At 51.1% G+C, this 12,570-nt stretch carries 14 protein-coding genes and 1 pseudogene; 12 read left to right on the top strand and 3 right to left on the bottom strand.

What is annotated here, in order from left to right; all coding sequences use genetic code 11:
* The first annotated feature begins 14 nt into the window (after positions 1–14).
* The 5 genes from JQC75_RS06675 to JQC75_RS06655 all read left to right on the top strand — a co-directional run bounded on the left by JQC75_RS06675 (position 15) and on the right by JQC75_RS06655 (position 5,393).
* Positions 15–836, top strand: coding sequence for an enoyl-CoA hydratase-related protein (locus JQC75_RS06675; protein ID WP_380797324.1), 822 nt, complete (start codon positions 15–17; stop codon positions 834–836).
* Positions 837–846: 10 nt separating this feature from the next.
* Entirely contained in the window at positions 847–2,868 is a 2,022-nt protein-coding gene (locus JQC75_RS06670; RefSeq protein WP_203326649.1) for an acetyl/propionyl/methylcrotonyl-CoA carboxylase subunit alpha, read from the top strand.
* 1 nt (position 2,869) lies between these two features.
* On the top strand, positions 2,870–3,763 hold the full coding sequence (locus JQC75_RS06665; RefSeq protein ID WP_203326648.1) for a hydroxymethylglutaryl-CoA lyase: 894 nt from the start codon (positions 2,870–2,872) through the stop codon (positions 3,761–3,763).
* 260 nt (positions 3,764–4,023) lie between these two features.
* Positions 4,024–4,725 carry a CoA transferase subunit A gene (locus JQC75_RS06660; RefSeq protein ID WP_203326647.1) on the top strand — a complete coding sequence of 234 codons (702 nt, stop codon included), beginning with the start codon at positions 4,024–4,026 and terminating at the stop codon, positions 4,723–4,725.
* Positions 4,726–4,736: 11 nt separating this feature from the next.
* A complete protein-coding gene (locus JQC75_RS06655) occupies positions 4,737–5,393 on the top strand; it encodes a CoA transferase subunit B (protein WP_203326646.1) in 657 nt (218 codons plus the stop codon).
* Between the two features lie 410 nt (positions 5,394–5,803).
* Here the strand turns inward: JQC75_RS06655 and JQC75_RS06650 are convergent.
* Positions 5,804–6,836, bottom strand: a pseudogene (locus JQC75_RS06650) (integron integrase).
* A gap of 337 nt (positions 6,837–7,173) precedes the next feature.
* On the opposite strand from JQC75_RS06650, the gene JQC75_RS06645 reads away from it, so the two are divergent.
* From JQC75_RS06645 to JQC75_RS06620, 6 genes are all read left to right on the top strand, one after another.
* Positions 7,174–7,371 carry a hypothetical protein gene (locus tag JQC75_RS06645; RefSeq protein ID WP_203326645.1) on the top strand — a complete coding sequence of 66 codons (198 nt, stop codon included), beginning with the start codon at positions 7,174–7,176 and terminating at the stop codon, positions 7,369–7,371.
* A gap of 189 nt (positions 7,372–7,560) precedes the next feature.
* Positions 7,561–7,914, top strand: a complete 354-nt coding sequence (locus JQC75_RS06640) for a DUF4156 domain-containing protein (protein WP_203326644.1) — start codon at positions 7,561–7,563, stop codon at positions 7,912–7,914.
* 162 nt (positions 7,915–8,076) lie between these two features.
* Positions 8,077–8,421, top strand: a complete 345-nt coding sequence (locus JQC75_RS06635) for a hypothetical protein (RefSeq protein WP_032471989.1) — start codon at positions 8,077–8,079, stop codon at positions 8,419–8,421.
* A gap of 163 nt (positions 8,422–8,584) precedes the next feature.
* Positions 8,585–9,271, top strand: a complete 687-nt coding sequence (locus JQC75_RS06630) for a hypothetical protein (protein WP_203326643.1) — start codon at positions 8,585–8,587, stop codon at positions 9,269–9,271.
* Complete coding sequence (locus JQC75_RS06625; protein ID WP_239002097.1) at positions 9,249–10,007, top strand: FRG domain-containing protein; 759 nt, start codon at positions 9,249–9,251, stop codon at positions 10,005–10,007. Before JQC75_RS06630 ends, JQC75_RS06625 begins: the two co-directional genes overlap by 23 nt.
* Before the next feature lie 59 nt (positions 10,008–10,066).
* Complete coding sequence (locus JQC75_RS06620) at positions 10,067–10,288, top strand: hypothetical protein (protein ID WP_203326642.1); 222 nt, start codon at positions 10,067–10,069, stop codon at positions 10,286–10,288.
* Between the two features lie 390 nt (positions 10,289–10,678).
* Here JQC75_RS06620 and JQC75_RS06615 read toward each other — a convergent pair whose 3' ends face one another.
* Positions 10,679–10,912, bottom strand: coding sequence for a hypothetical protein (locus JQC75_RS06615; protein WP_203326641.1), 234 nt, complete (start codon positions 10,910–10,912; stop codon positions 10,679–10,681).
* Between the two features lie 130 nt (positions 10,913–11,042).
* Here JQC75_RS06615 and JQC75_RS06610 point away from each other — a divergent pair, with 130 nt between their 5' ends.
* A complete protein-coding gene (locus JQC75_RS06610) occupies positions 11,043–11,513 on the top strand; it encodes a carboxymuconolactone decarboxylase family protein (protein ID WP_203326640.1) in 471 nt (156 codons plus the stop codon).
* Here the strand turns inward: JQC75_RS06610 and JQC75_RS06605 are convergent, their stop codons facing one another.
* Positions 11,514–12,263, bottom strand: coding sequence for a BUD32 family EKC/KEOPS complex subunit (locus JQC75_RS06605; protein ID WP_203326639.1), 750 nt, complete (start codon positions 12,261–12,263; stop codon positions 11,514–11,516).
* Positions 12,264–12,570 lie beyond the last annotated feature (307 nt).

The raw sequence follows: 12,570 nt of genomic DNA, 5'->3' as shown, positions 1-12,570 counted from the left end.
AGCAGATGACAACCATGACTTCCATTGCCGAGCTGTCTGCCTCCTTCAGTGCCGTGCGCTGTGAGCTTAAGGGCAAGGTGGGTTATCTCATCTTGAATCGCCCCGAGGTGCACAACGCCTTCGATGAGGTGATGATCAGCGAAATGACCCAGGCCATCAATGCCTTCGCCCATGAGAGCGACTGCGCTTTGATGGTGCTTAAAAGCGACGGCAAGCATTTCTCTGCCGGCGCCGATTTGAACTGGATGCGCAAGCAAGCCGCCATGGACTTTGACGCCAACCTCAAAGATGCCCGCGAGCTTGCCAACCTGATGGATACCCTGGACCGCTTCCCCAAGCCATCTATCGTATTGGTTAACGGCGCAGCCTACGGCGGCGCCCTGGGGCTGATTTGCTGCTGCGATATCGCGATTTCGAGCCACAAAGCCAGTTTCTGCCTGTCTGAGGTCAAACTGGGGCTTATTCCTGCGGTCATCAGCCCCTACGTGGTGCGCGCCATGGGGCCACGCCAGAGCCGCCGCTATATGCTCACGGCTGAGCGCTTCGATGCCAGCATGGCGCTGGCCTTAGGCGTAGTGCATGAAATTGCTGACGATTTAGATGCCGCGGCTGCCCCCATCATTCAAAACCTGCTCAGCGGCAGCCCCCAGGCCCTCGGTTGGTGCAAGTCGCTCATCGCCCGGCTGCAAAGCGGCGTGATTGATGAGCACACCCGCGACTACACCAGCGAGCGCATCGCCCGCATTCGGGTGTCTGGCGAAGGACAGGAAGGCCTCAACGCCTTTTTCGATAAGCGAAGCCCAGCCTGGGTTAATGATACCGGCAGCAAGGACTAAGGGATTTTCCATGTTTAACAAACTCTTAATTGCTAACCGCGGTGAAATCGCCTGCCGCGTTATCCGCACCGCCCGCGATATGGGCATTAAAACCGTGGCCGTGTATTCCGACGCCGACCGCGACGCCCGCCATGTGGCGCTGGCGGATGAGTCCTTTTACCTGGGGGAAAGCGCCCCGGCAAGCTCGTACCTGCGCGGTGAGCTGATTATCGACATCGCCAAAAAGTGCGGCGCCGAGGCCATTCACCCCGGCTACGGATTCCTTTCTGAAAACGCCGAATTTGCCCGCGCCTGTGAGGCGAACGGCATCGCCTTTGTCGGCCCGGGCTCTGATGCCATCGATGCGATGGGCAGCAAAAGCGCCGCCAAGCTCATCATGGAAAAAGCAGGTGTGCCCTTGGTGCCCGGCTACCACGGCGACGATCAAACTGATGCCACCCTGCTTGCCGAGGCAAAAAAGATTGGTTATCCGCTCCTTATCAAAGCCGCCTACGGTGGCGGTGGCAAGGGCATGCGTATTGTCGAGGGTGAGAGCGAGCTTAAAGCTGCTATCGACTCGGCTCGCCGCGAGGCCGCCTCCAGCTTCGGTAACGATAAACTGCTCATGGAGCGCTATCTGCGTCAGCCGCGCCACGTGGAAGTGCAGGTGTTTGCCGATTCACACGGCAACTGCGTGTATCTGTCTGATCGTGACTGCTCCATCCAGCGCCGCCACCAAAAGGTGGTGGAAGAAGCCCCTGCCCCGGGCCTGCCCGACAGCCTGCGCAGGCAAATGGGTGAAGCCGCCGTGGCCGCCGCCAAGGCCATCGATTATCGCGGTGCCGGTACCGTGGAGTTCCTGCTTGATTTGGATATGAGCTTCTTCTTTATGGAGATGAACACCCGTCTGCAGGTAGAGCACCCTGTCACCGAAATGGTCACAGGTCAGGACCTGGTGAAATGGCAGCTGTTGGTGGCGTCGGGATCAGTATTGCCGCTGGAGCAGCACGAAATTCAAATCCACGGTCACTCGTTCGAAGCAAGGATTTACGCCGAAGACCCCAATAATGAGTTCCTGCCCGCCAGCGGCAAACTCACCTTTTTGCGTGAGCCTGAGCCAAGCCGCCATGTGCGCATCGACTCAGGGGTACGTGAAAACGATGTGATTTCAAACTATTACGACCCGATGATTGCCAAACTCATCGTGTGGGATGAGTCGCGCCCCCGCGCGCTGGCCCGTCTTACCCGCGCTCTTGGCGATTACCGTGTGGGCGGCCTTAAGCACAATATCGAGTTTCTGGCGAACATCGCCGAGCATCCGGCGTTTGCAGGCGCCAACTTCTCCACCGACTTTATTGGCCGCTATGGCGATGCCCTGATTGGCGACAGTCGTGATGATGCCGACACCGCCTTTGTACTGGCGGTGCTGACCCAGCTTATTCTCCGTGAAGCCGATATTCATCAAGCTGCCGGGCACGACCCTTTCAGCCCCTGGTCGAGCCTCAAGGGCTTTCGCTTAAGCAGCCCAAAACGCCACAGCGTAACCCTGCTGGATGACGCGCATCAGAGCCGCAGCGCCGAACTGACAGAGATGGGCGGCTGCTACCAGCTAAGCCTTAACGACAAGCTGATTGAGCTCAGTGGCAGCATTGACGCCTCTGAGCTTAAGTGCGAAATCAACGGCCACAAGATGAAGGTGACGGTATCCCTCGAAGAAGGCGGCCTGACCGTATTCCTCGCGCGCGGCAGCTACCATTTCCGCGAAGTGCTCGGCCAGGTATTGGAAGAAACCGCAAGCTCCGAAGACAAGCTCAAGGCACCGATGAACGGCACTGTGGTGACTCATCTGGTTGCGGTTGGCGACACGGTCACTGCCGGACAGGGTTTGCTGGTAATGGAAGCCATGAAGATGGAATACACCATCGAAGCGCCTTTCGATGGGGTGGTGAGCGAGTTCTTCTTCGCCCCGGGTGAGCTGGTGTCCGACGGCACCCTGCTGCTGTCGCTTGAGCCAGCCGATGCTGCAGCCAACAGCAAAGAAGCGGAGGCCTAAGATGGCATTGCCCTCACACATCAGCCTGTTTGAAGTCGGCCCCCGTGATGGCCTGCAAAACGAAAAGCAGGTGACTACAGCCGATAAAATTCTGCTGGTTGAGAACCTTGCCAGCGCAGGCGTTAACCGCATCGAGGCGGCAAGTTTCGTCTCCCCCAAGTGGGTGCCACAAATGGCCGACTCAGGCGAGGTACTTAAGGGGATTTCCCGTGTGGCAGGCGTGCGTTACAGCGCCCTTACCCCCAATCTCAAGGGCCTGGAACTCGCCCTTGACGCCAATGCCTCAGAAGTTGCGGTATTTGCCGCCGCCTCCGAGGGCTTCAGTCAGAAGAATATCAACTGCTCGATTGAAGAGTCGATTGAGCGGTTTATCCCATTGATGGAAAAAGCGAAAGAGCACAATTTACCGGTGCGCGGTTATGTGTCCTGCGTGCTCGGATGCCCCTACGATGGCGAGATAGCCGCAAGCGAAGTGGCGCGGGTGTCTGAAATTCTGTACAAACTCGGCTGCTATGAAATTTCTTTGGGTGACACCATCGGCGTTGGCACGCCCGCAAAGGCCCGTAAAATGGTGGAAGCCGTGGCGGCTAAAGTGCCGGCAGATAAGCTCGCGCTGCACTTCCACGACACCTACGGCCAGGCGCTTGCCAATATCCTCGCCTGCCTTGAGACCGGCATCCGCACCGTGGATACCTCGGTGGCAGGCCTTGGTGGCTGCCCCTATGCCAAGGGTGCGTCGGGCAATCTGGCCAGCGAAGATCTGGTGTATATGCTCCACGGTATGGGCATAGACACAGGTATCGACCTTGGCAAACTGATTGAGGCCGGTAACCGTATCAGCGCCGCCCTTGGCAGACAAAATGGCTCCAAGGTAGCGCGGGCGCTTTCGGTGTAAGGGTTTTAAGGATTAAGGGATTTTTAGGGATTTAGTTGAGGGATTGAGGGATTGAGGGTGTAAGGATTCCACAGCGTCGGCCGCGCCTTGTTTGTGGGCCGCAAGCTTGAGCGACTCAGGCAAGATGCACTGGACAGAAGCTCAAGCTAACCCAGGTAAAAGATAACAATAACTATCTTCCTGCCTCACCCAAGGCAGGACGCATTCGACAGAATACAGTAAACCTGAACACAGCAGGTTAAGAACAAAAGGAAGACAAGATGGCTGGACTCTACAAGGTCGTCGACAGTTACGACCAGGCCCTGGCGGGCCTTAACGACAATATGACCATCATGGTGGGCGGTTTTGGCCTGTGCGGTATTCCGGAAGGCCTGATTAATCAGATGGTAAAGCTTGGCACCAAGGGGCTCACCGCCATCTCCAACAACGCTGGCGTTGATGACTTTGGTCTGGGGCTTTTGCTGCAAAACAAGCAGATAAGCACCATGATAGCCTCCTACGTGGGTGAAAACGCGACCTTCGAGCGTCAGATGCTAAGCGGTGAGCTGAATGTTATTCTCACCCCACAGGGCACCCTGGCCGAAAAAATCCGTGCCGGCGGCGCCGGTATTCCGGCGTTTTTTACCGCCACCGGCTACGGCACCCCGGTTGCCGAGGGTAAAGAAACCCGCAAAATCAAGGGCCGCCACTATGTGCTGGAAGAGTCCCTGACCGCCGATTTCGCCCTTATCCGCGCCTGGAAGGCCGATACCATGGGTAACCTGGTGTTCCGTAAAACCGCCGCCAACTTCAACCCCATGATGGCCACCGCCGGTAAAATCACCGTGGTGGAAGTGGAAGAAATTGTTGAGCCGGGCGAGCTTGACCCGGACCACATCCACACCCCGGGGATTTATGTGGATCGCATCATCAAAGGCAGCTTTGAGAAGCGCATTGAACAGCGCACCGTGAAAAAGGCATAAGGAGACACGCCATGGCACTTTCAAGAGAACAACTGGCCCAGCGCGTCGCCAAAGAGCTGAAAGACGGCTATTACGTAAACTTGGGTATTGGCATTCCAACGCTGGTAGCAAACTACATCCCCGCAGGCATGCAGGTCATGCTGCAGTCGGAAAATGGCCTGCTCGGCATGGGCGAATTTCCCACCGAAGAGACCATTGACCCGGATCTGATTAACGCCGGTAAACAAACCGTGACCGCGGTAAAAGGCGCGTCGTTTTTCTCCAGCGCCGAGAGCTTTGCCATGATCCGCGGCGGCCATGTGGACTTAACCGTCCTTGGCGCCTTCGAAGTGGACGTGGAAGGCTCTATCGCCTCCTGGATGATCCCCGGCAAGCTGGTAAAAGGCATGGGCGGCGCCATGGATTTGGTGGCCGGTGCCGACAATATCATCGTCACCATGATGCACGCCGATAAATACGGCAACTCCAAGCTGCTGCCCAAGTGCGAGCTGCCGCTCACCGGTTTTGGTTGCATCAAGCGCGTTCTCACCGATCTGGCCTTTATCGAAATCAAAGACGGCGCCTTCCACCTGCTGGAGCGCGCCCCGGGCGTGACCGTTGAAGAAATCGTTGAGAAGACTGCCGGCAAGCTTATCGTGCCCGAGCACGTGCCTGAGATGCAGTTTTAACAGGGCCTGCGCTTTCAGGCCAGCCTACAAAAACACCCGCAGCTGCGGGTGTTTTTATTTGAATCAAGTCATTCAGATAGCAAAGTTTTTTACTCTGCTGATAACGGGCATAACAAGCTTGTTAAGCCCCGGCGATTTGGGTATCTTCGACACTGTGCAAATAGTATTGCGGGTGAGCAACCGCCTGAACGCAATCGACATTCAACCAGTGGGCGATGCGTTTCAACACTCACCAGCACCATAGCAGCAGGGAAGCGCAAAAAGCACAGCGCAAAGGTCATCCTTACACTTCCCCCACTGTTATTTACGCTGCTTGCCGCCAGCACCCACAGCATTAGATGCGATTGAACTCCAATGGCGTCCTGCGGTAGCTATGACTTTCACAGCCACATCGATATCAAGCAGACCGCTTATGTCAGTCTATCCAGTGGGCTTACAGTCCCGGCATAGTGTTGACCCAGTACATGGGTATAAATTTGCGTCGTTTTCACATCGTTGTGACCAAGCAACTCCTGCACGGTGCGGATATCGTAACCGGCCTGCAAAAGATGAGTGGCACAAATTCAGCGGGACTGAATTTGAACAGCTCCGCTGGCCCGAAGGGGAAAATACAGGGAAGTATTTTATAAATGAGTGACGAAAAGTATGGCAAGTCACCCGCTTGTTGACCCCAGATTTAGCAACGGCGACCGCCAGCGCTTTACGCACAACACTCTGATGCAGATGATGCCGACATAACACCCCCGTAATGGGATGATGGCAGATTGCATGTGATGGGAAGACAAACATCCAGATAGATTTTCTGAACGCGTTGGGATATTTGCGCCCAAGTGCATAGGGCAGCGATGGCCCCAGGCCTTGTAGGTTATCTTTCTGCTGAAGGGCTATGGCGGTGGTTATGTATGATTGCAATGCCGTCGCACAATGTTGGCTGAGCATTGTTTTGCGATCTTTGCGGCCTTTACCGTCCCGCACTGTTAAAGACAGATGCTCAAGATCGACATCCTGGATCCTGAGTCTGAGGCATTCAGAGATCCGCAGGCCACTACCGTAAAGCATTTCGACAATCAGGCGGCTACGTCCTTCCAGACAATTCAGAATGCGCTTTACTTCATCAACGGTCAGTACCACAGGCAGGAATCGCTGTTTGCTGGCGTAATGAAAACCAAGGCTGCCAAGTTCCTGATGCAAGTGCTTATGATAAAGGTAGACCAGCGCATTTAACGCCGTCTTTTGGGTGTTTATTGCCACATTGCGTTGATTGGCGATAAAGGTCAGAAACTGTGCGACCTCCGGTTGTCCCATCTCTGCCGGGTGCCTTTTATGGTGAAAACGGATAAAGGCCTTTATCCAATACAGATATGTCTTTTCTGTACGGATACTGTAACCACGCATCCGCATCTCTTCGCGAATGCCCTGCAGAAACGGACTTTGATAGGCCATGTCGAAAGCCCCGAAACTGTACGTACATACAGTATTATTTTAAAATGGATGATTTTGCCAGCTCAAACGACAAAAAATGTGCGCACTATTTCTGAAACACTTTTTATAGCTTTAGTAAATTCATAGACTTAAAAATGGTGCGCGAAACAAAGCGAGCGCAAATCATGCGCATGCGCACTTTCCACCCAGGATGATTTTTGCTAAGTTAAAAATCGAATTTAAAAACAGCGTGTTGCGTGAGATTTCACCAAGTGGTCAGATGTGAGATTATGCGCATGCGCACTATACAAATGTTAGGCATCATTTTATTTAGTAATAAATATGCACGGAAAATGATATGGAAATAGGTAAATTCTATGATGTGGCTTTCATGGCTGGCCGCTACGATATTGAATATGAGAAAGGTGTGAAGTGCATCAAAAAAACTCCAAAGTCATATCGAGTAGAAAGAGAGGATGGCACAACAAGACTAATAGGGCAGGACTCGATTATGGATTTGAAACTAGTATCACAGTTTGCAAACACAAAAACATAACCTTTGAATTTCTGGCAACGGAGTTTTAATTTTACAAAACCTGCCTAACAAGCGCGGTTAATTGGGAGTGGCCTACCGCGTCGTTCGTTCCTCACTATGCTACAGGCCACCCCATTACCGCGGACGTTATGTGATTATTCGTAATCCACATGGTATGATGTGCCTTTTTTATGTAGGGAGTTTGTTCTAATGAAAAAGTTTAAGTTATCGGTCGGGTTACTATTTATCGCTATCCTTTCTGGGTGTGCCGCGAAACCGATTATTGAAGGAGCCGAAAAAGTAGAGCTGACCACAGAGCGCCCGGACAGAGCTCACTGTGAGTATTTAGGTGAAGTTGTAGGTAGCCAAGGTAATTGGGTAACTGGTGATTTCACTTCAAATGAAGATTTGATTATTGGAGCTCGAAATGAGCTCAAAAATAAAGCCTTTCAACTAGGTGCTAATGTTGTTTACGTGGAAGGTATGGCAAACACAAATGCTTGGGGTTCACTAGGCACTACCAACACAACTGCCATTGGCAAAGCGTTTAAGTGTGAATATTAACCCAATCACATAACAAAGCATTTAAGATAGATTCACAACGCTTGGTGTTTTTAGTGTAAATTCAGTTTTTGCGTTTTAAGTGGTTTGTCGAAGCATAGGTGTTTAGCGTCGCTCACCACTTAATGCGGCGTTAGCTTTATTTATTAAAAATTGGGGAAATAAATGGAGTATTTTATAGGTGCTTTGATGGGGTATTTTGTTGGTACCAATGCCCTTGTCGAAAAACAGGTTCGACGTTTTGTTGGTTACGGATATTCAAATCAGGTAATGGGTCTTTTATCCAGTTTAGGTGGACTAGGTGGGTGGTTTTGTATAATCCCTGCAGCATATTTTGTCGGTTCTGATTACGGTAATGGGTTTCTTGAAGGTCTTTACTTTGTTTTGGCGGTTATTGCTGGTGCATTTGCATCAGGCATTCTCCAAATACCAGGTCTGAATTATCTTCTAAGTGCTTTAACATTATTTGTGAATATAGGTTTAGCAATTGCTGTCTATTCGATCACATAAAGCTAACAAACGCCTCAAGAGGGACTGTCAACGCGTGGCGTTTCCAGTCCCATTGAGCCGCGGTGGTTGCAGTTGTTGCGTTTGAGTTTAGTGTTATGCGTTGCCAGCCCCTTAGGCGGGCGTTAGCCGTAATACCAAATCATGCGCACATTAAGGATAAGCTTTGAATTTTAAAGACACTTTTGATGCAATTAAATCCTACTTAGCAGGATTTTTAACTTTTGTTATTTTCTTTGCAGTTGCAAGCGCTTTTTTGTGGAATGAGTACAAAGCAGTGCAGGCCGATAAAGATGCTGTATCAACACAGTTACTAAGTCTGAAAGATGCACAGATAAAATTAGAAAAAGAAAAGTCGCATCTGCAATTGGAACTGAAGGACGCAGAATTTAAGCTGGAGAAAGAAAAGTCGATATCACAGTCAGAGTTGAAAGAAAAAGAGTTTGAGCTTTCCATAACAAGCGACGCGATTAAAGTTAAAGAAAATGATCTTAATATTTTAATTGAACAATACCAGAAAAAAGTTAAAGAAATTAACGAGCTCCATTCATATTATTCTGAAAAAGCCCTGAAAGCGAAGGCTGAAGAATTAATATTGAAAGCTATGAATGAGTTTTCTGCTTTAGGAGTCAATATTAGAAAACCGGATTGGTGTGATAAAGATTACACCAATAGGTATTACCGAGGAAAAGCTCTAATTGACCAGATTAGCGCCTTAAATAGTAAATATTCAATTAGTAATGAGTATTCTTTGTTTGTTTCAAAGCACTCTCGAGGGATTATTTCTTCAAATGACGGAGAGTGTGAAGCTAACAAGTCAAGTAACTCGGATGCTTCAAGCAGCAGCTCTTAAAGCGATAGCAAAAGGCAGTGATATGGACATAAACTCTTTTTCAGATTTTCATGAAGCTTTTTCCGCCTATCGAAAGGACAATCGATGGATGTTTCGCGGTCAAGCGAACTCAGATTGGGCTGTTATACCGAAAGCAGGTAGAGCGCCCTATTCAGAAAGAAGTGATCTAGATTACTTCGCAAGCTGGAAACGAAAAGCATCTGAATACATCCAAATTAAACCTGAAAATGAATGGGAATGGATGGCAATAGCCCAGCACCATGGATTACCTACGAGATTATTGGATTGGACTTATAACCCACTAGTTGCCGCTTTTTTCGCATCGCTCTCAGAGCCTGAAAAGGACGCAGCAATATATTGCTTGCTTCCCAATTTGAACATTGTCCCGGAAAACGCTAAGCCTGGTAACCATAAAAATATCGCAAAATATAAACCTACTATGGTCGCCTCTAGAATAGGCCGTCAAAGTGGCTTGTTTACGGCGCACCCCAAACCCGAAGTGGAGTTATCAAAAGGTTTAACTGCAAAAGACAAGCTTGAAGTTCATATCATCAAGGCTGCATATAAGCGTCAAATGCTGTTCGAGTTAAATCATTATGGAATTAATAAGTTGACATTAATGGGTGATTTGGATGGTCTATCTTCACATATGTGCTGGACTCTCGAGAACAGACGATACTGGGCTGATCATGATGAATTCATGAGGGAGTTGTCAGGTGAAACTGCTAACAAGTAAATTCAGCCGACCGCTAACGCGTCGGCTGATTTAAGCGTTAAGCGCTAGGAAAGAAATCGATGTTAGATGAAGTAATAGGAAGTGCTTTCAAAGTCGTGGCTCGGTTTATTGTCGAGGTCTTTGTTGAGATCATTTTCGAGATTATGATCAAAGGCCCAGGATATTTACTCGTAAAACCTTTCAGTAAATCAGCTCCCGATCCTGATGGTGTGTTGGTTGTTATTGTAGGGTTGGTTTTTTGGGCATTCCTAATTACCTTAGGCATTACGGTATTTCTCTAATGTTTAAATTAATAATCGGCAGTGCGCTTAACAAGCGCATGTTGTTCGCCCCTGCGGGGCTTGGACCTCCGTTCCGCTTCGCTTCACTACGGCCCCAAATGCGGGCGTTGATATGATTCCCTCTGTCAAATGGATAATAGTGTCCTTACCGGAGACCCAAAAAATCTCCGGTAAGGACACTCTGGCAGACGGGCTTTGGCGAGTAAGTGTCGGCGGTTGACCTTGCACTCTTGTTGATAGTGAGGCCGCGAGTTTGTTTATTCGCATTACTTGTGTTCGCCGCTGGAGCCTTGCCTCAGTCTAGAAGCGCGGATGTGACCGCTTAACGCCCTCGAGGGTTGCTCGCACCGCTGCCGCCGCCTTTACTGCCAGAGTGAAGTTAACTCTGATTCAGCACGCTTTTCGTGGTATGTCTGCATCAAAGCTTTGGGCTATGTCCCAAATGTAACCTGTCAGCTCGCGTGCCACGGCGGTCACCACCTTGTTGTATTCCTTGCCCCGGGCTTTCAGGGCATGGAAACGCCGACACAAGCGTTGCTGGACTTCCCTGGACCGGGTTTGCAATGGTATCGAATGGTCTTGCTGACGACTCTCCAGCTCCCGTGACACCCAAGCCTGTGCCATCAGGCATCACCCGTCTCCAACCTTGTTTATACCCGCTAAACGCCAATGTTTGGCGCATGTCGAATTCATACAATTTTGTGCTGTTTCGGAACGCTAAGCTGGTCTCATCATCAAACCATGGAGAGAGCAAATGGCATTACGCGCAAATTACTTTGGATTGGCCGCAAAAGGCATGCAAATTCTGATGAATCAGGAGAACTATTTACAGCAACAGTTCAGCACGTCAGCTCGGCTGTCGCTGCCCCTGTGGGAATTGGTCAAGCTTCGGGTATCACAAATCAATCAGTGTGCTTTTTGTGTGGATATGCACAGCAAGGCAACGCTGCAACAGGGAGAAAGCCAGGAGCGCATTATCGGCTTAAGCGCATGGCGCGATATGCCGTTTTACAGCGATACAGAGATGATGGCGCTCGACTGGGCGGAACACCTGACTCAAGGGCTGCCGGTTAACGATGAGAAGTACGCTCAGGTAGTGGAGGCCTTTGGCGAGCAAGGACTGGTGGATTTAACCATCGCCATTAACGCCATCAACAGCTGGAACCGTATCGCCAAGACCTTTAAACCCGAGGTGGGCAGCTTCAGGCCCGCGGCCCAAGCCTAATCACCGGTGGTTGTGAAAATGCCACAGCACCCAATACAAGGGCTTGAGATCCCGGCCACCGATGCGACGGAAGGGTTTCAGTAAGGGGCGAAGCCACTGCCAGGGCGCGAGCTTTCGTTTCGCGGCCTGCCAGATGGGTTCTCCCCCTGCCTCTCGGTAGGCCTGCATTGCCCGGGTGATGGGCTCGTGCTCGGGCCCCAGATAGCGATAGAGGCTGTGCAGATATACCAGCAAATCGCGCCGCTGCTGGGATGCCATATCTTGCTGGCGCTGATGGGCTTCAAAGTCGATAAACTTTACCGCACCGCCCTGCCAGCCGATGTCTCTGAGCGCAGGGCGTCCGTGGGCGATCTCCAGCGAGTGCAGCTCAGCCAGTGCGGCCGCGCTGTCACTCAAAATATCATCAAAGGGAACACTGCCATCCTGATGAGACAGGTGCCACCAATCGCTCACGGTTTTACCGGCATCCTCGATAACGAAGTACCCCTCACCGGCCAGCACCACATTGGGCACAGGTGCGCGTTTTTTATTGAGGGTTTGCAGCGCGCGAATTTCGGTTTGCAGCGCCTTGCCCGGATTGTCTTTGAGAAATTTCATGGCGCCTTCCAGGCGCTCGGGCTGTTTCAACCAATAGCGGCGTCCCTCAAAGTCGAAGGGAACCACTCTGTGGCCCTGATGTGTCGCCAATATCTCTGCAACCATGGCCTTGAAGGCGGCTGAGGTTTCAGGCGTGCTGATCTCTTGTTCCATTCGTATCCCAACTCAAAGTTTGCGGCGGCATTATCCCTGCGCCCTTGTGTAATTTCAATGAAACCTGAGTATGTTATAGCCGTCGGTTCAGCATTCAGACAGCCTGCAACAGGGTAAAAACGCCACGCGGCAATAAGGCATTAGGGCATTAGGGAGCCCAACCCCCAAGCGCCCCAAGCGCCCCAAGCGCCCCAAGCGCCCCAAGCGCCCCAAGCGCCCCAAGCGGGTATAAGGAGTGACTGGGGCTTAAGCCAGCAAGAATTTAAGTAGTTTGCATGAAACAATGTGCATAAAAAAACCTCCCTGT

Source organism: Shewanella litorisediminis (genome assembly GCF_016834455.1).
Lineage (GTDB): Bacteria > Pseudomonadota > Gammaproteobacteria > Enterobacterales > Shewanellaceae > Shewanella > Shewanella litorisediminis.
The sequence above is the reverse complement of the archived record's forward strand: the minus strand, read 5'-3'. Positions and strand labels throughout refer to the sequence as shown.